Below are 16,183 nucleotides of genomic sequence, written 5' to 3'. Positions count from 1 at the left end.
TCCGGTAGCGATGGAACCACCATTTGAGCGAATTAAACTAGTTAGGAAGTCAACATGAAAACTTTTTCCGCTAAGGGCCATGAAGTCCAGCGTGATTGGTTCGTGATTGACGCGACGGACAAAGTCCTCGGACGTGTTGCCAGCGAAGTGGCACTCCGACTGCGCGGCAAACACAAACCGGAATTTACTCCACACGTTGATACCGGCGATTTCATCGTCGTCATCAATGCAGGCAAACTGCGCGTCACTGGCGCCAAGGCAACCGACAAGACATATTTCCGTCACTCCGGTTACCCAGGCGGCATCTACGAAACAAATTTCCAGAAAATGCAACAGCGTTTTCCAGGTCGTGCGCTGGAAAAAGCGGTCAAGGGCATGCTGCCTAAGGGTCCGCTTGGCTACGCCATGATCAAGAAGCTCAAAGTGTACGCAGATGGCAGCCATCCGCACACTGCGCAGCAACCTAAAGCACTCGAACTCTAAGGAATAGACATGATCGGTAACTACAATTACGGAACCGGCCGTCGCAAGAGTGCAGTGGCTCGCGTCTTCATCAAGTCCGGCTCCGGCCAAATCATCGTCAACGGCAAGCCAGCGAATGAATATTTTTCGCGCGAAACCGGCCTGATGGTGATTCGTCAACCACTGGAACTGACTAACCATGTCGAAACTTTCGACATCAAGGTCAATGTCAGCGGCGGCGGCGAGTCCGGCCAGGCTGGCGCAGTTCGTCACGGCATCACTCGTGCTCTGATCGACTACGATGCAACTTTGAAATCGGAGCTGTCGAAAGCCGGCTTCGTTACACGTGATGCACGTGAAGTTGAACGTAAGAAGGTCGGTTTGCGCAAGGCACGTCGCGCAAAACAATTCTCCAAGCGCTAATCTACGCTTTCAGAATATCGAAAAGCCGCCAGGTTCGCGCCTGGCGGCTTTTTGTCATTTGTTGCGGCTCCTTAGTTGCTCCTCTTTTGCGTCTCTTTATGAAAACGTAACATTGGCAAAGCGCTATGGCGCCTGCGGTTGCAAGCTATTTTCGATTTGAATGTTAAGCAGCCCTAACGATTCATTGGCTGATAAAATAGCCCGCTCTTGGCGGCAATTTACCCAAAAATATCGGGTACCAACATCGTGCAATTTTCATATCAGGTTTGAAAAGCCGAATTGAAAACCGGATTGAAAACCCGAAGTGAAGATTATGTACGGCTCCATGCAAGGAAAGAAAATGATCAAAGTCGGGATTGTGGGTGGTACGGGTTATACCGGAGTCGAGTTGCTGCGTTTGCTGGCAACCCATCCGCATGCACAATTGCAAGCGGTGACTTCGCGCAAGGAAGACGGCATGCCGATTGCCGACATGTACCCCTCTTTGCGCGGCCGCGTCGCGCTGGCATTTTCCTCGCCTGAGAACGCCCGCCTGACTGAGTGTGACGTGGTGTTCTTCGCCACCCCGCACGGCGTCGCCATGGCACAAGCGCCAGAGCTGCTGGAAGCCGGCGTCAAGCTGATCGATCTGGCTGCTGATTTTCGTTTGCAGGACACCGCGGTGTTCGAGAAATGGTACAAGCTGCCGCACAGTTGCCCTGAGCTGCTGAAGGAAGCCGTGTATGGTTTGCCGGAGCTGAATCGTGCTGCCATCAAGAATGCGCGCATCGTCGGCAATCCAGGTTGTTATCCAACCACCATGCAACTTGGCCTGGCGCCGTTGCTGAAGGCCGACGTGGTGGATGCTTCGCACCTGATCGCCGATTGCAAATCAGGTGTATCCGGTGGCGGCCGCAAGACCGAAATCGGCATGCTGTTCTCGGAAGCCAGCGACAATTTCAAGGCCTACGGCGTGTCCGGCCACCGGCATTCACCGGAAACGGTAGAGCAACTCAGTAAATTGACCGACAAAAAGGTCGGCCTGCTGTTTACGCCGCATCTGGTACCGATGATACGTGGCATGCATTCGACCATTTACGCCCGTCTGACTAAAGATATCGACAATGCGGCGCTGCAGGCGCTGTTTGAAGATGCTTACAAGAATGAGCCGTTTGTCGACGTCATGCCGTTTGGCTCGCATCCGGAAACCCGCTCCACTCGCGGTTCGAATATGTTGCGGATCGCTTTGCATCGTCCTGACAACGGCGATACTTTGGTGGTGCTGGTGGTGCAAGACAATCTGGTAAAAGGATCGGCCGGTCAGGCAGTGCAATGTATGAACCTGATGTTCGGTCTGGAAGAAACCACCGGTTTGCTGCATGTGCCGGTAATGCCATGATGTGGTTGGTCGCTGTGTCGTGTGCAGATGTTATTGAGCGACGGAGCCGGCCGCGATGAAGTATAAGTTGTGGGTCCGGCGCATGTCGATTTCGGCGCCGAAAATGACGGTGAAAAGCCATTTCCCCTGGCCATTGAAGGCGCTTTTCCTGGTACTGGTTTTGGGACTTGGCGGCGCGATCGCGCTGTGGATATATGACTTGGGACGTGATTTCACCGGTCATAGCCCTGCAGTCAGCAAGCAGCAGCTGGCCGATCTGAATGAGAAAGTAAGTGCGTTGACGGCTGAACGGGATCGTTTCTCGAGCACCGTCAATGCCGCCGAAAGCCGGCTTAATATCGAGAAGGCGGCGCAAGAACAGCTGGGTCAGCAGATCAAGGTACTGGAAACCCAAAATGCCAAGCTGAAAGAGGATCTGGCTTTTTTTGAAGGTCTGCTGCCGAATGCGACAGGTAAGCAAGGTATTACCATTCAGCGCCTAACCGCCGAACTGCTGACGCCGACGCAATTGCGCTATCGGATGCTGATCATGCAGGGTGGTAAAGGGCCTAATTTTGTTGGGGATGTACAACTGTTGGTGAGTGCCACGATAGCTGGAAAAAGCGTTGTGCTGACTTTCCCCGGCGCCAACGCAACGGCCGCAGACAAGGCCGCTTCCCAGCTTGATTTCAAGTACTACCAGCGGGTCGAGGCTCAACTGACTTTGCCGGAAGGTGCCGTGGTCAAGGCGATTCAAGCCAAAGTCATGGAAAAAGGCCAGATGCGTGCGCAGCAAACCTCTAATTTGTAAAAAGGAAACATCATGTTCAACCGCAAAGCAAAGAGCACTATCGATAGCTTGATTGGTTCATCGACTACTATCCAGGGCGATGTTCATTTCAAGGGCGGTCTCCGCATCGATGGCAACGTGAAAGGCAATGTGCTGGCCGAGGCTGGTGAAACCAGCGTTTTGGTGATTTCCGAGAGCGCCAAGGTGGAGGGCGATGTGCGGGTTGCCCATCTGGTGGTCAACGGCGAAATCCGTGGCAATGTTTATTCCGCGGAACTGCTTGAATTGCAGCCGAAAGCCCGCATAACCGGTGATGTCAATTACAAAGCGCTGGAAATGCATAGCGGTGCTTTGGTAAGCGGCAAGCTGACCCATGAACTGAACGCGGCAGAGCCGGTATTGAAACTTGCCATGTCGCAATCGGCCTGAATCTTCAGAGTTTTCAAAACCCGCCGCCACCGTTTCAGGCGCCGCCTGCATGAATTCGGGCAAGCGCCTATAATGCAGTATTGTATGTACCCCGCAGGAGCCAAAAATGAATGCTGTCGCTGAAATTCAAGATGTAGTCGCATCTCCGATCGTGTTTACCGATAGCGCCGCCGCCAAGGTTGCGCAGCTGATCGAAGAAGAAGGCAATCCAGACCTCAAATTGCGCGTTTTCGTGCAGGGCGGTGGTTGCTCCGGTTTCCAGTACGGATTCACCTTTGACGAAATCACCAATGAAGATGACACCACCATGAGCAAGAATGGTGTGCAATTGTTGATCGATTCGATGAGTTATCAATATCTGGTGGGCGCTGAAATCGACTACAAGGACGACCTGGAAGGTGCGCAATTCGTGATCAAGAATCCGAATGCGACAACTACCTGCGGCTGCGGTTCTTCTTTCTCTGCCTGATTAGACTTAACTGATACTGAACTGACACGCGCTTCTTTAAAAAAGGACGCCGGGGAGAAATCCCCGGCGTCCTTTTTTCATTGCGGCTTGCTGCTTCGGTTTCCACTGGCACACGCCGGGCGGGCTAAGCAGGACTAAGCTGGATACAGCGCCCCCAGAATCCGCAAATCTCGCGCCCCTGTCACCAGCGGCAGGTTACCCGGTAAGCGCTGGTCGAAGCGCAGCGCCAGCCAGGCGAAAGCGACCGCCTCGACGTGGTTGGGGGCAATCCCGAGCGCCTCGGTGGATTGCACCGCTGCCGTCAAATGCCGTTGTTGCAGCGCGTGCGCCAGCTGCTGCATCAGATATGGGTTATAGGCGCCGCCGCCGCAGACGTACACGGTTTGCGCCGCCGGTGCATGCAGTGCGATGGCGTCCGCGATCGTAGTGGCGGTCAATACCGCCAGGGTGGCCTGTACATCGCTAGGGGTGAGCTGCTGCGGCAGTCGGCTCAGGTGGTGTGCCAGCCAGGCTTCGTGAAACAGGTCGCGTCCGGTACTTTTGGGCGGCGCGGCGGCAAAATACTCTTCCTCGCGCATGGCGTCGAGCAAGGCTGGCGCAGGCTGGCCGCTGGCCGCCCACATGCCGTTTTCATCGTAATCCTTGCCATGATGACGCTTGATCCACAGATCCATCAATACATTGCCAGGCCCGGTATCGAAACCGACGACGTCGCGGCGGCTCTGCCCGGGCGTCGCATGGCTATGCAACACGCTGATGTTGGCGATACCGCCGATATTCACCACCACCCGGGTTTGCGCTGAATTCGCGAACACCGCTTGATGAAACGCCGGCACCAATGGCGCACCCTGGCCGCCGGCGGCAATGTCGCGGCTGCGAAAATCGGCGATCACGTCGATCCCTGTCAATTCGGCCAACAGCGCCGGGTTGTTGGCCTGGCGTGTGAAACCAAGCTCGGGACGATGGCGGATGGTTTGGCCGTGGACGCCGATAGCGCGGATCTGGTCCGGCCGCAAACCGGCGTCCGCCAGCAAGCGTTCGACGCAGGCCGCATAGTGCGAACTCAAGATATTGGCGATCAGCGCTTCACGCTCGATCTCATTCTGACCGGCAGTTTGCAGCGCCATCAGCTCGGCCCGCAGCGAGGCTGAAAAGGGCATGTAAGCCGACGCCAGGGTCGCCACCGGATGTTGCGCCGGAGCGCTGGGAAATGCCGCGATAACACCGTCGACGCCGTCCAGACTGGTGCCGGACATCAAGCCGATGAACAAACCGCTGTGGATAGTTGAAGTGGGCATAATAAAACCGTTGTGAGATCAGCTGATTTTACTAGCGACCTGACAACGGTTCTATGTTTATTCAAGATTCAGCAGGACCGACGCCTGCTGCACATCTATTTTGACGCCAGTTTGGTCGCAGGCGCGGCAATTGCCTCGCTACCGCTCAACAAGGCAAAACGATGGGTGATATCGGCGGCAACCGTCTTGAAGCGCTGCAATTCGGCGCCGGCCAGCGGGCTGGCGGTAGGCACTACCACCGACATCGGGTCGCGCGGTTCGTTAGCCACCCGGAATTCATAATGCAGATGCGGGCCGGTAGCCCAGCCGGTCATGCCGACATAGCCGATGACGTCGCCCTGGCTGACCTTGCCGCCCTTGCGCGAGGTCGGTGCAAAGCGGCTCATGTGCGCATATACCGTTGAATACTTACTATCGTGCTTGATGATGACCACATTGCCATAACCGCTTTCGACGCCGGCAAAGTCGATCACACCGTCAGCCGTGGCATGGATAGGCGTGCCCGTGGCGGCGGCAAAGTCGACTCCGGTGTGCTTTTTCCATTTGCCCAGGATAGGATGCACGCGCATCGAAAAGCCGGAAGAAATACGGGTAAAGGTCAACGGCGATTTCAAAAATGCTTTTTTCAGCGATTTGCCGTCGAAACCGTAGTAGCCGCCCTGGCCGTCGCTGCCCGGGTCGTCAAACCACACTGCCTGGAACGGCTTGCCGCCATTGACGAACTCGCCGGCCAGGATGCGTCCGGCGCGCAGGAACTGGCCGTTTTGCCAGAATGTTTCATAAGCGACATTAAAATGATCGCCGCGTTTCAGATCGGAGGCAAAATTGATGTTGGTGCCAAACATGCCGACGATTTGCGAGGCCACGCTATCCGGGATATCTGCAGCATCGGTGGCGGCGAACAGCGAGGAGCGAATCACGCCGGTATGCATTTCGATGCGTCGTTCGATCGTGGCTGTTTCTTCGGCAACAGTAAATTTATCGCCATCGCGCTGAATCAGCAGGTTGCGGGGGGTATCGTCACTGCCGTCGATAATCGTCGCGCGCAACATCTGCAGCACGCCGTCATTGCTGGTTTGCGCTTGCACCACGGTACCGGCCTTGAGCCGCAGCACGGCGCGTGCGCGGCTGTCGGATTTGATGAAATTGCTGGCCTCGTCGTCGTCCACACCAAGCCGTGTCAGCAAGGTAGCCAAGGTATCGCCGGCGCGCATTTTATCTTCAGCAACATACAGCTGTTGCTGAGCTTCAAGTTTTGCGATTTGCTCGCCGAGACTAGGCAACTCCAGCTCTGCGGAAATTGCCTTCACCGAGATTTCGTCGGGATCCGTTGGCATCGGAGCAACCCCGGCTGCGCCAAATGCAATCAGGGTCAGCAATACGGCTGAAGCGGAGACAATACGGGTTTTAGGCGTGGAATCGGCAACAGAAGCATAGACCCGCGTTGGTATCTGCGCGAAAAACGGCTTGATACTGGAGCGCAAGTTGATGATTTTATCTTTGAGAGACATGCAATACGTTAAAATTTGCCGTTTGCTACCGATTCTTTATGCTGTTGTTTGATTGAACGACTTGCGGCGGGATTAAAAGGGATCACGGATTATACCTTAGACGCTAGCGAGATAAATCCGATTTATGTAACAGACGATTTCTGTAACCCTTTGTTTTCGCAGTGATATGCGCGAAAGCGCAACTCTTTTAGATTTTATTTTCGCTGGATTTTTATGGCTCACGATTCTCAAAACGCATCACCGAAGGCTGCCGTTGCCGCTACTACTTCTGCTGCTGAAAACACCCCACTGATTCTGTCGGACCGGGTCCAAGAGGCGCTGGCGATCACCAAGCGCGGTGTCGACGAACTGCTGATCGAGAGCGAGTTTGCGCGCAAGCTGCAACGTTCCGAGCAAAGCGGCAAGCCATTGCGCATCAAACTGGGCCTGGACCCAACCGCGCCGGATTTGCACCTCGGCCATACGGTGGTGCTGAACAAGATGCGGCAACTGCAGGATCTCGGACACAACGTGATTTTTCTGATTGGCGACTTCACCTCGATGATCGGCGATCCATCCGGACGCAATGTGACGCGGCCGCCGCTGACCCGCGAACAAATCGAGGAAAACGCCAAGACCTATTTTGCCCAAGCCAGCCTGGTGCTGGACCCGGAGCGCACTGAAATCCGCTACAACTCGGAGTGGTCGGATAAGCTTGGCGCACGCGGCATGATCCAGTTGTCGGCCAAATATACGGTGGCGCGGATTCTCGAGCGCGAAGATTTCACCAAGCGTTTCAAGGTCGGCACGCCGATCTCGGTGCATGAATTGCTGTACCCGCTGATGCAGGGCTACGATTCGGTGGCGCTGGAATCCGATCTGGAATTGGGCGGCACCGATCAGAAATTCAATCTGCTGGTCGGCCGTGAATTGCAAAAGGATTACGGCCAGGAGCAGCAATGCATCCTGACCATGCCCTTGCTGGAAGGACTGGACGGCGTCGAGAAGATGTCGAAATCCAAGGGCAATTACATCGGCATCACGGAGCCGGCCAACACCATGTTTGCCAAGGTGATGAGCATTTCCGATGTCATGATGTGGCGTTATTACGAGTTGTTGTCGTTCAAATCGCTGGCGCAGATCGCCGCTTACAAGACGCAAGTCGAAGGCGGCCAGAATCCGCGTGACATCAAGGTCGCGCTGGCGCAGGAAATCGTGGCGCGTTTCCATAACCAGCAAGCGGCGGAAGACGCCTTGAGCGACTTTAACAATCGCGCCAAGGGCGGCATCCCGGACGACATTCCTGAAGTGAACCTGAGCGGCGCACCGCTGGGCATCGGCCAATTACTCAAGCAAGCCAATCTCTGCCCATCCACCTCTGAAGCGTTGCGCATGGTGGAACAAGGCGGGGTGCGGATTGACGGCGCCGTGGTGAGCGATAAAGGCTTGAAAATCGATGCTGCTACCTTCGTGATACAGGTTGGCAAACGCAAATTTGCCCGGGTGACCCTGACCGCATGATCGGCCTGCTGCAGCGAGTCAGCCACGCCAGCGTGGTAGTGGATGGCGTCACGGTCGGCGCCATCGATGGCGGCCTGATGGTATTGCTGTGCGCCGAACGTGGCGATCGCGAACAGGAAGCGGATGCGCTGTTGAACAAGTTGCTGGCTTATCGCGTGTTCGCCGACGCTGCCGGCAAGATGAACCGCAGCCTGAGCGACATCGGCGGCGGCCTGTTGCTGGTGCCGCAATTTACCCTGGCGGCGGATACGCAATCAGGAACCCGGCCCTCGTTCACGCCGGCGGCGGCGCCGGAAGAAGGGCGCCGTTTGTTCGACTATTTCGCCGCGCAGGCCGCTAGCCGGCACGGACCAGTTGCAACCGTAGCAACCGGCCGTTTTGGCGCCGACATGAAAGTGTCCTTGACCAATGACGGTCCGGTGACCTTCTGGCTGCAGGTAAAACCGCCGGTGGCCAAAGCGCAAACCTAAGCCTAAGCATGAGCGGTTTTTTTGCTGTAGCCTGACACTTTTACCGACAGGAGCTTACCGTGGAACTTTGGAGCCATTCCTTCAACGACGGTGCATATATCCCCGGCGAATTCGCTTTCGCGGTAGTGCATCCCGAGACCCGCATTACCTTGTCCGCCGACCACAACCCGCACCTAGGTTGGGGCCAACCGCCGGCCGGTACAAAATCGATGGTGTTGATTTGCCACGATCCCGATGTGCCGTCGCGCGCTGACGACGTCAACCAGGAAGGCAAGACCGTGCCGGCCGATCTGCCGCGCGTCGATTTTTTTCATTGGGTGCTGGTCGACCTGCCGCCGCATGCCGCTTCGATTGAAGCCGGGACGTTTAGCGACAGGGTCACCTCACGCGGCAAGCCAGGTCCGGAAATCTACGGCAGCCCGATCGCTGGCGCCCGTCATGGCTTGAACGACTACACCGGCTGGTTCGCCGGCGATGCGGCGATGGGCGGCGACTATTTCGGTTACGACGGCCCGTGCCCGCCATGGAACGACGAAGTTGTGCACCGTTATTTTTTTACTGTGTACGCACTGGATATCGCGCGCTTGCCGGTAGACGGCAAATTCACCGGGCCGCAAGTACTGGCGGCCATGCGCGGGCACATTCTGGCCGAAGCATCCATCGTCGGCCTCTACACCTTGAATCCGGATCTGTAATCGCTGGCCCTGCAGAAAACTCATGTCAACTACCGAAATTTTACTGATACGCCACGGCGAAACAGACTGGAACCTGGAGCGCCGTCTGCAAGGCCATCTGGACATTCCGCTCAATCCGGTCGGCCAGCGCCAGGCCCAGGCACTAGCCCGCAGCCTGGACGGGATTGCCCTGGACGCCATTTTTTGCAGTGATCTGCAGCGCGCGCAACAAACCGCTGCGCCATTGGCTTCGGCTCGCGGCGTTAATTTGCGTCTCGCAAGCGGCTTGCGTGAACGCTGTTACGGTGCGCTGGAAGGCTTGCGCTACCCAGACGCAGCAGAACGTTTTCCGGAAGCGTACGCAGCATTGGTGGGGCGCGACGTCGATGCCCGTTATCCGCCCGGCCAGCATGTGGCGGAAACCATGCGCGAATTCTATGCACGGGTGGTGACCACCTTGTCTGCACTACTGGCGCCCGGCGACTTGCGCCGGATTGCAGTGGTGACACACGGCGGCGTGCTCGATGGTATTTATCGTCTCGCGCATAAGCTGCCGCTGGATCAGCCGCGCAGTTGTGATATTTTCAATGCCAGCATCAATCGTCTGAGCTGGAATCCTGAGTGGCCGCAACCGCTGCGAGTGGATGGCTGGGCCGATGTGGCGCATCTGGACGCCTTGTCACTCGACGAAATTGATCAATAAGCGGTCAATAGACGGTCAACACGCGATTAACAAACGATTAACAAGCGATCATTGCCCAATTCATGCAGCCCGCGTCTCGACGCTTATGTTAGTGCTCGGCGGCTAGTCCAAAAAATCGCTATAAATCTGTATAAGCTGCTGCAAAAACAGTTGTGATAAAGGCAGGGGGCTTGTGCTAATCTTGCTGATAAGAATTAAAACAACAGCGGGACTGCCAGCATGAAACTGAATCTCTTCCCCTCCTGGGCTCAGCGCGCCGTTGACTCCGAGCAGTTGCTCGATGCGACTGCGGGGAAGCAGGCTGCGCCAGCGCTGAATGACGAACAGCTGGCGCTGGTTGGCGTGCTGCATCAACTGTTGCAAACCCTGCCGCAAGCGTATAGCGGCCGCGAAAGCGTTAAGCGCCTGTGCCAGATGATTTTGCCTGCCAGCCCGCATATACGGCTGGTGTGGGTGGGGTTCTGCCAGGACGACTCGGAAGCGACCATCAAGCCGGCCGCGATTGTCGGCAAGGCGTTGAGCGAATCGGATCATTGGCAGCTGGCCAAGGATTGTTTTGATTACGTCGCACCGTTCGCCCAGGTTGCCGATTGGGAGGCTGGCCATGATAGCGATTTCCATGCGCTGTTTGCGCCATGGCAGTCGCATCCCGAGCGTTGTTCCGTCAAGGCCGCACTGGCCATCCCGCTGCGCTCGGAAAAAGCGCGCATGCACGGCATGATGGTGTTTTACGCGGATAGCCAGGACTATTTTTCAGAAACCGGGTTTGCTTCATTCCAGGCTTTCGGCCATGTTTGCGAAGTGATCTGGAAGCAATCCAATTTGTCGCATTTGCTGACGCGGCAGGCGCAACTTGATTCGCTGACCGGCTTGCTGACAAGGCGCCGCATCGTGCATGTTTACGAAGAGGCGGTAGCGGCCACCGCCACCGCCGCTGCTGACGAGGCGGCGCCGTTGTCGATCTTGTATTGCCAGCTGGATGATTTCCACAAGATCAACGATCTGTATGGCTGGGCGGTGGCCGACAATATCCTGGCCGCGTTCGCCAAGGATACCGGCGTCCAGCTGCGCAAGACAGACAGCGGCGGCCGCTGGAACGCCACCGAATTCCTGTATGTGTTGCCCAGTACCGACACGGTGGATGCCGACAATCTGGCCGAAGCATTTCTCGGCCATTTCATGCATCACCCGGTGAACATCGAAAACTGGTCGATCCGGCTTGCGCTGTCGATAGGCGTTGCCACTTATGGCGCCGACGGCCGCGGACTGGACGAGCTGATTCATTACGCGACCCAGCATCTGCGCAGCTCTAGTACGGTGGCCGACGACGAACTTTGATTGTGCAAAACGCCGCTTGCCACTGCAATCGCGATAAAATGACGCCTTTCTCCCTTGTGTTCGTCCCGAGCTAGCGACCCCGCCGTGAATATTGGCCCTTATTTCCTTCGTAACAATGTTTTTGTGGCGCCTATGGCAGGTGTCACGGACAGACCGTTCCGCCAGCTTTGCAAAGAGCTGGGCGCGGGCTATGCGGTATCGGAAATGGCGGCCTCGAATCCGCGTCTGTGGCAAACCGAGAAGACGTCGCGGCGTATCAATCACGATGGCGAGATGGAGCCGCGGGCAGTGCAGATCGCCGGCGCCGATCCGCTGATGCTGGCGGAATGCGCAAAATACAATGTCGATCACGGCGCCCAGATCATCGATATCAACATGGGATGCCCGGTCAAGAAAGTGTGCAACAGCTGGTGCGGTTCGGCTTTGTTGCAAGATGAGCAATTGGTGGCGAAGATTCTGGAGGCGGTTGTGAGCGCGGTTGATGTGCCGGTCACGCTGAAGTTTCGCACTGGCTGGGATCGCCTCAATAAAAATGCCTTGAATATTGCACGGCTGGCAGAGGCCAGCGGCATCGCCATGCTGACTTTGCATGGCCGCACTCGGGCCGACGCCTATCGCGGCGACGCCGAATACCACACCATCGCCGCGGTCAAGGCGGCGGTCACGATTCCGGTGGTGGCCAACGGTGATATCACGACACCGGAAAAAGCACGGCAAGTGCTGGAGTTCACTAAAGCCGACGCCATCATGGTGGGGCGCGCGGCGCAGGGCAGGCCGTGGATTTTCCGCGAGATCGATCATTATTTGCGCACCGGCGAATATTTGCCGTCGCCGCTGGTGACGGAAGTGCAACAGCTGATGGATGAGCATCTGCGCGCCCACTATGGTTTTTATGGCGCTTACTTGGGGGTGCGTACCGCCCGCAAGCATATCGGCTGGTATGTGCGCGACCTGCCTGGCGGCGAGGCATTTCGGCAACGCATGAACCTGCTGGAAGATTGCGGCCAGCAACTGGCCGCGGTAAATAGCTTCTTCGAATCGCAGTTTGCGTTTGGGGAGCGGTTACAATACGGGGTGGCCGAGCAGATGCTAGCGGCCTGAATCAGATTAACAAGAAACCGGATTTGGCAAGATTTCGTCAATAGGGTGCTGTAACGCCGCTGACGGAATTGCGCAGGTCCCAAAAAAAGAATAGTAAAAAAGAATGAGCAAAGAGAGTATCCAAGACGTGGTGAAGCAAAGCCTGGAAAAATATTTCAAGGATCTGGGCGAGCAGCCGCCGTCGAACGTCTATGACATGGTGATTTCCACGGTTGAAAAACCGGTATTGGAAGCCGTGATCGCGCGCGCCGAAGGCAATCAGTCGCATGCGGCTGAAATGTTGGGCATTAACCGTAATACCTTGCGCAAGAAATTGCAGCAGCACGGTCTTTTGTAAAATTTAGAAGCAATATTTAGAAGCGGTTTCAAGGCGCAGTTTAAAAAACGTAGTGTCAAGAACGCAGTTTTAAGAATTATGCGAGCGGCGCCGAGCCAATAGGCAGCAAGTAGGCAGCAGAGTCAGAAAGCCGGCAGCAGGCTGCGGCTTTCATTAGGGGATGCGGCAGTTCCCTCACAATGATGCATGATGTACTTATCCCTTTTCCTTCCCGTCATTCACTTCCAGAGTTTTCATCATGATTAAACAAGCCCTCATTTCCGTATCCGATAAAACCGGGATACTCGATTTCGCAAAAGAATTGTCGGCGCTGGGCGTAAATATTCTATCGACGGGCGGCACCGCCAAGCTGCTGGCGGATAACGGCGTCAAGGTGACCGAAGTCGCGGATTACACCGGCTTCCCGGAAATGCTCGATGGCCGCGTCAAGACCCTGCATCCGAAAGTACACGGCGGCATCCTGGCCCGCCGCGATTTCCCTGAGCATGTTGCGGCTCTGGCGCAGCACCAGATTCCGCTGATCGACATGGTGGTGGTCAATCTCTACCCGTTCCAGCAGACCGTTGCCAAGGAGCAGTGCTCGCTGGAGGATGCTATCGAGAATATCGACATCGGCGGTCCGGCCATGCTGCGTTCGTCGGCCAAGAATCATAAAGATGTGATTGTGCTCTGCGAGCCTGGCGATTACGCCGGCGTGCTGGCTGAGCTGAAGGCGAATCAGGGCGAGGTCGGCTACGCCACCAGATTCGCGTTGGCGAAGAAGGTGTTTGCCCATACCGCACAATACGACGGCGCGATCACCAATTATTTCACTTCGCTGGGCGAAGACAAGCAACACACCACCCGCAGCGCCTACCCGGCAACGCTGAACCTGCATTTCGAAAAGGTGCAGGAAATGCGTTACGGCGAAAATCCGCATCAATCGGCGGCGTTTTACCGCGATACCCGCCATGTCGAAGGCGCGCTGGCCAATTACAAACAGTTGCAAGGCAAGGAACTGTCGTACAACAATATTGCCGACGCCGATGCCGCTTGGGAATGCGTCAAGACTTTCAACGAAACCGCGTGTGTCATCATCAAGCACGCCAATCCTTGCGGCGTCGCCATCGGCAGCAATCCGTTGGAAGCGTATAGCAAGGCCCTGCAAACCGATCCGACTTCAGCCTTTGGCGGCATCATTGCCTTCAACCAGGAGCTCGACGGCAATGCCGCCGAAGCGGTTGCCAAGCAATTCGTCGAAGTCATCATCGCGCCGTCTTTCACCGAACAAGCCAAGCAGGTTTTTGCGGCCAAGCAGAATGTGCGCCTGCTGGAAATCCCACTGGCCCATGCTGTCAATCCGTACGACTTCAAGCGCGTCGGCGGCGGTTTGCTGGTGCAATCGCCGGATGCGCGCAACGTCGCCCTGAGCGAGCTGAAAGTGGTCAGCAAGAAGCAACCGACCCAGCAGCAATTGCAGGATTTGATGTTTGCCTGGCGCGTCGCCAAGTTCGTCAAGTCGAACGCTATAGTGTTTTGCGGCAATGGCATGACCTTGGGCGTCGGCGCCGGCCAGATGAGCCGGGTCGACTCTGCCCGCATCGCCTCGATCAAGGCGCAAAACGCCGGTTTGTCGCTGGTGGGTTCAGCGGTGGCTTCGGATGCATTTTTCCCGTTCCGTGACGGTCTGGACGTGGTGGTCGACGCTGGCGCCACTTGCGTGGTGCAGCCGGGCGGTTCGATGCGCGATCAGGAAGTGATCGATGCGGCCGACGAGCATGGCGTAGTCATGCTGCTCACGGGCACGCGCCACTTCCGCCATTAAGTAGCGATCAAGCGCTTCGTGCTTGCAACGCGGCGAAGCGCTTCGGTCATAGTCTGGTCATATGAAAATCCTCGGTATCGACCCCGGTCTGCGGACCACCGGTTTTGGCATCATCGACAAGCAGGGCAACAAGCTCAGCTATGTCGCCTCGGGCACCATCAAGACCCCGGACGCTGATTTGCCGCAACGCCTGAAAGTGATTCTGGCCAGCGTTTCGGAAGTCATCCGCACCTATGCGCCGGATTGCTCGGCGATCGAAAAAGTCTTCGTCAACGTTAATCCGCAATCGACGCTGTTGCTCGGGCAAGCCCGTGGCGCAGCTATTTGTTCCTTGGTTAGCGCGGATTTGCCGGTGGCCGAATATACCGCTTTGCAGATCAAGCAAGCGGTCGCCGGGCATGGCAAGGCGCAAAAGCAGCAGGTGCAGGATATGGTGCAACGGCTGTTGCAGTTGCCTGGGCTGCCGGGCACGGATGCTGCCGATGCGCTGGCGGTGGCGATCTGTCACGCTCACAGCGGCGAGGCGCTGGCGCACCTAAGCGCATTGGCGCCGGGTTTGGCGAAGAAGGGTTTGCGAGTACGCGGTGGCCGGCTGGTAGGTTGATCCTTGATCCAGCTGCGCCCCCACATAGAGCATTGTTTGCTATTATTTTCAGTCGTTACAGTATGAATTAATTATATTCCGTCATCCGCAGCCGCCCATTCCGCACTATCAAGCCGCCTACTCCCCGCTTTATCTGCGATTTGTCTCATTTTGCGTGTCGGAAGGTTCGTTCAATCGTGAACCTTTGTTTCAGCAAAATCGTGACAAACACATGTGTATATCTGAGAGCTGACATTTACATATGCTGCTAAGTCCTTCATTTATTTAGTAATTCAATGTAATGGCGCCGTCAGTCGATTGTTAGATACCGGCGCTAAGTCATTGACTTTACTCGAATATTTTGCAATTGCCTGCTGCTAAATGGCTTGACCTAGAATAGTGCATCCTCTAAAGTGGGTGGAAGTGTGGAAAAGTGTCTTTTTGTGGGGCATTTTTGCTGGCTTGCAAAGAAATTTTCAGGATCAAACAAAGGAGCGTGTGCGGTGTTTCAGGGTGCGTCAGCATTAAATCTCGATGCAAAAGGACGGATGGCAGTGCCGTCCAAGCATCGTGACGCCCTCACCGTTCAGTGCGAGGGGCGGCTAACGCTCACCAAACATCCACACGGCTGCCTGCTGTTATTTCCGCGCCCGGTCTGGGAAAGTCACCGCGAACAAATCGCGGCGTGGCCCATGTCGGCGCGCGCCTGGCAGCGGATTTTCCTTGGCAACGCCTCCGATGTCGAACTCGATTCCGCCGGCCGGATTCTGGTGGCGCCGGAGTTGCGCGCGGCGGTCGGCTTGACGCGCGACGTCATGTTGCTGGGCATGGGAAGCCATTTCGAGATTTGGGATGCAGCCAAGCTGGCTGAGAGCGAGTCGCAAGCAGTTGCGGCTGGCATGCCCGAAGTGTTAAGTAATTTTTCGTTCTGACG

The 16,183-nt window shown here is 56.3% G+C and carries 18 protein-coding genes; 16 read left to right on the top strand and 2 right to left on the bottom strand.

What is annotated here, in order from left to right:
• The first annotated feature begins 54 nt into the window (after window positions 1-54).
• The 6 genes from rplM (at window position 55) to erpA (ending at window position 3,930) form a co-directional block, all read left to right on the top strand.
• Window positions 55-483, top strand: coding sequence for a 50S ribosomal protein L13 (rplM, locus tag VNZ60_RS02605; RefSeq protein WP_014007943.1), 429 nt, complete (start codon window positions 55-57; stop codon window positions 481-483).
• A gap of 9 nt (window positions 484-492) precedes the next feature.
• Window positions 493-885: a 30S ribosomal protein S9 gene (gene rpsI / locus VNZ60_RS02600; RefSeq protein ID WP_038493344.1), complete on the top strand. Its 393-nt coding sequence runs from the start codon at window positions 493-495 to the stop codon at window positions 883-885.
• A 340-nt stretch (window positions 886-1,225) separates the two neighbouring features.
• Window positions 1,226-2,263, top strand: coding sequence for an N-acetyl-gamma-glutamyl-phosphate reductase (argC, locus tag VNZ60_RS02595; RefSeq protein ID WP_325656860.1), 1,038 nt, complete (start codon window positions 1,226-1,228; stop codon window positions 2,261-2,263).
• A gap of 55 nt (window positions 2,264-2,318) precedes the next feature.
• Complete coding sequence (locus VNZ60_RS02590) at window positions 2,319-3,053, top strand: DUF6776 family protein (protein WP_325656859.1); 735 nt, start codon at window positions 2,319-2,321, stop codon at window positions 3,051-3,053.
• Between the two features lie 12 nt (window positions 3,054-3,065).
• On the top strand, window positions 3,066-3,461 hold the full coding sequence (locus VNZ60_RS02585; RefSeq protein ID WP_325656858.1) for a bactofilin family protein: 396 nt from the start codon (window positions 3,066-3,068) through the stop codon (window positions 3,459-3,461).
• A 106-nt stretch (window positions 3,462-3,567) separates the two neighbouring features.
• On the top strand, window positions 3,568-3,930 hold the full coding sequence (erpA, locus tag VNZ60_RS02580; protein ID WP_325656857.1) for an iron-sulfur cluster insertion protein ErpA: 363 nt from the start codon (window positions 3,568-3,570) through the stop codon (window positions 3,928-3,930).
• Window positions 3,931-4,064: 134 nt separating this feature from the next.
• Here erpA and VNZ60_RS02575 read toward each other — a convergent pair whose 3' ends face one another.
• Together VNZ60_RS02575 and VNZ60_RS02570 are read right to left on the bottom strand one after the other, a co-directional pair.
• Window positions 4,065-5,228: an anhydro-N-acetylmuramic acid kinase gene (locus tag VNZ60_RS02575; protein WP_325656856.1), complete on the bottom strand. Its 1,164-nt coding sequence runs from the start codon at window positions 5,226-5,228 to the stop codon at window positions 4,065-4,067.
• Between the two features lie 95 nt (window positions 5,229-5,323).
• On the bottom strand, window positions 5,324-6,739 hold the full coding sequence (locus VNZ60_RS02570) for a M23 family metallopeptidase (RefSeq protein WP_325656855.1): 1,416 nt from the start codon (window positions 6,737-6,739) through the stop codon (window positions 5,324-5,326).
• A gap of 213 nt (window positions 6,740-6,952) precedes the next feature.
• Between VNZ60_RS02570 and tyrS the strand changes: the two genes are divergently transcribed.
• The 10 genes from tyrS to mraZ all read left to right on the top strand — a co-directional run bounded on the left by tyrS (window position 6,953) and on the right by mraZ (window position 16,181).
• The gene (gene tyrS / locus VNZ60_RS02565) at window positions 6,953-8,239 is read left to right on the top strand and encodes a tyrosine--tRNA ligase (RefSeq protein ID WP_325656854.1); all 1,287 of its coding nucleotides are present in this window, start codon (window positions 6,953-6,955) and stop codon (window positions 8,237-8,239) included.
• Window positions 8,236-8,709, top strand: a complete 474-nt coding sequence (gene dtd / locus VNZ60_RS02560; RefSeq protein WP_325656853.1) for a D-aminoacyl-tRNA deacylase — start codon at window positions 8,236-8,238, stop codon at window positions 8,707-8,709. Before tyrS ends, dtd begins: the two co-directional genes overlap by 4 nt.
• A gap of 59 nt (window positions 8,710-8,768) precedes the next feature.
• On the top strand, window positions 8,769-9,404 hold the full coding sequence (locus tag VNZ60_RS02555; protein WP_325656852.1) for a YbhB/YbcL family Raf kinase inhibitor-like protein: 636 nt from the start codon (window positions 8,769-8,771) through the stop codon (window positions 9,402-9,404).
• A 22-nt stretch (window positions 9,405-9,426) separates the two neighbouring features.
• Complete coding sequence (locus VNZ60_RS02550; RefSeq protein WP_325656851.1) at window positions 9,427-10,086, top strand: histidine phosphatase family protein; 660 nt, start codon at window positions 9,427-9,429, stop codon at window positions 10,084-10,086.
• Window positions 10,087-10,305: 219 nt separating this feature from the next.
• Window positions 10,306-11,424 carry a GGDEF domain-containing protein gene (locus VNZ60_RS02545; protein ID WP_325656850.1) on the top strand — a complete coding sequence of 373 codons (1,119 nt, stop codon included), beginning with the start codon at window positions 10,306-10,308 and terminating at the stop codon, window positions 11,422-11,424.
• Window positions 11,425-11,508: 84 nt separating this feature from the next.
• Window positions 11,509-12,525 carry a tRNA dihydrouridine synthase DusB gene (dusB, locus tag VNZ60_RS02540; RefSeq protein WP_325656849.1) on the top strand — a complete coding sequence of 339 codons (1,017 nt, stop codon included), beginning with the start codon at window positions 11,509-11,511 and terminating at the stop codon, window positions 12,523-12,525.
• A gap of 103 nt (window positions 12,526-12,628) precedes the next feature.
• Entirely contained in the window at window positions 12,629-12,862 is a 234-nt protein-coding gene (locus VNZ60_RS02535) for a Fis family transcriptional regulator (protein WP_014007929.1), read from the top strand.
• A 238-nt stretch (window positions 12,863-13,100) separates the two neighbouring features.
• Entirely contained in the window at window positions 13,101-14,666 is a 1,566-nt protein-coding gene (gene purH, locus VNZ60_RS02530; protein WP_325656848.1) for a bifunctional phosphoribosylaminoimidazolecarboxamide formyltransferase/IMP cyclohydrolase, read from the top strand.
• Window positions 14,667-14,727: 61 nt separating this feature from the next.
• Complete coding sequence (gene ruvC, locus VNZ60_RS02525) at window positions 14,728-15,270, top strand: crossover junction endodeoxyribonuclease RuvC (protein WP_325656847.1); 543 nt, start codon at window positions 14,728-14,730, stop codon at window positions 15,268-15,270.
• A gap of 482 nt (window positions 15,271-15,752) precedes the next feature.
• Window positions 15,753-16,181 carry a division/cell wall cluster transcriptional repressor MraZ gene (gene mraZ, locus VNZ60_RS02520; protein ID WP_325656846.1) on the top strand — a complete coding sequence of 143 codons (429 nt, stop codon included), beginning with the start codon at window positions 15,753-15,755 and terminating at the stop codon, window positions 16,179-16,181.
• Window positions 16,182-16,183 lie beyond the last annotated feature (2 nt).

It is taken from the genome of Collimonas sp. (genome assembly GCF_035566375.1).
GTDB lineage: Bacteria > Pseudomonadota > Gammaproteobacteria > Burkholderiales > Burkholderiaceae_D > Collimonas.
This window is presented reverse-complemented; position numbering and strand designations above follow the sequence as displayed.

Bases quoted from the DNA above. Each gene is read 5' to 3' on its own strand.
- rplM (WP_014007943.1), top strand. From the start codon at position 55: ATGAAAACTTTTTCCGCTAAGGGCCATGAAGTCCAGCGTGATTGGTTC.
- rpsI (WP_038493344.1), top strand. From the start codon at position 493: ATGATCGGTAACTACAATTACGGAACCGGCCGTCGCAAGAGTGCAGTG.
- argC (WP_325656860.1), top strand. From the start codon at position 1,226: ATGATCAAAGTCGGGATTGTGGGTGGTACGGGTTATACCGGAGTCGAG.
- VNZ60_RS02590 (WP_325656859.1), top strand. From the start codon at position 2,319: ATGAAGTATAAGTTGTGGGTCCGGCGCATGTCGATTTCGGCGCCGAAA.
- VNZ60_RS02585 (WP_325656858.1), top strand. From the start codon at position 3,066: ATGTTCAACCGCAAAGCAAAGAGCACTATCGATAGCTTGATTGGTTCA.
- erpA (WP_325656857.1), top strand. From the start codon at position 3,568: ATGAATGCTGTCGCTGAAATTCAAGATGTAGTCGCATCTCCGATCGTG.
- VNZ60_RS02575 (WP_325656856.1), bottom strand. From the start codon at position 5,228: ATGCCCACTTCAACTATCCACAGCGGTTTGTTCATCGGCTTGATGTCC.
- VNZ60_RS02570 (WP_325656855.1), bottom strand. From the start codon at position 6,739: ATGTCTCTCAAAGATAAAATCATCAACTTGCGCTCCAGTATCAAGCCG.
- tyrS (WP_325656854.1), top strand. From the start codon at position 6,953: ATGGCTCACGATTCTCAAAACGCATCACCGAAGGCTGCCGTTGCCGCT.
- dtd (WP_325656853.1), top strand. From the start codon at position 8,236: ATGATCGGCCTGCTGCAGCGAGTCAGCCACGCCAGCGTGGTAGTGGAT.
- VNZ60_RS02550 (WP_325656851.1), top strand. From the start codon at position 9,427: ATGTCAACTACCGAAATTTTACTGATACGCCACGGCGAAACAGACTGG.
- VNZ60_RS02545 (WP_325656850.1), top strand. From the start codon at position 10,306: ATGAAACTGAATCTCTTCCCCTCCTGGGCTCAGCGCGCCGTTGACTCC.
- VNZ60_RS02535 (WP_014007929.1), top strand. From the start codon at position 12,629: ATGAGCAAAGAGAGTATCCAAGACGTGGTGAAGCAAAGCCTGGAAAAA.
- purH (WP_325656848.1), top strand. From the start codon at position 13,101: ATGATTAAACAAGCCCTCATTTCCGTATCCGATAAAACCGGGATACTC.
- ruvC (WP_325656847.1), top strand. From the start codon at position 14,728: ATGAAAATCCTCGGTATCGACCCCGGTCTGCGGACCACCGGTTTTGGC.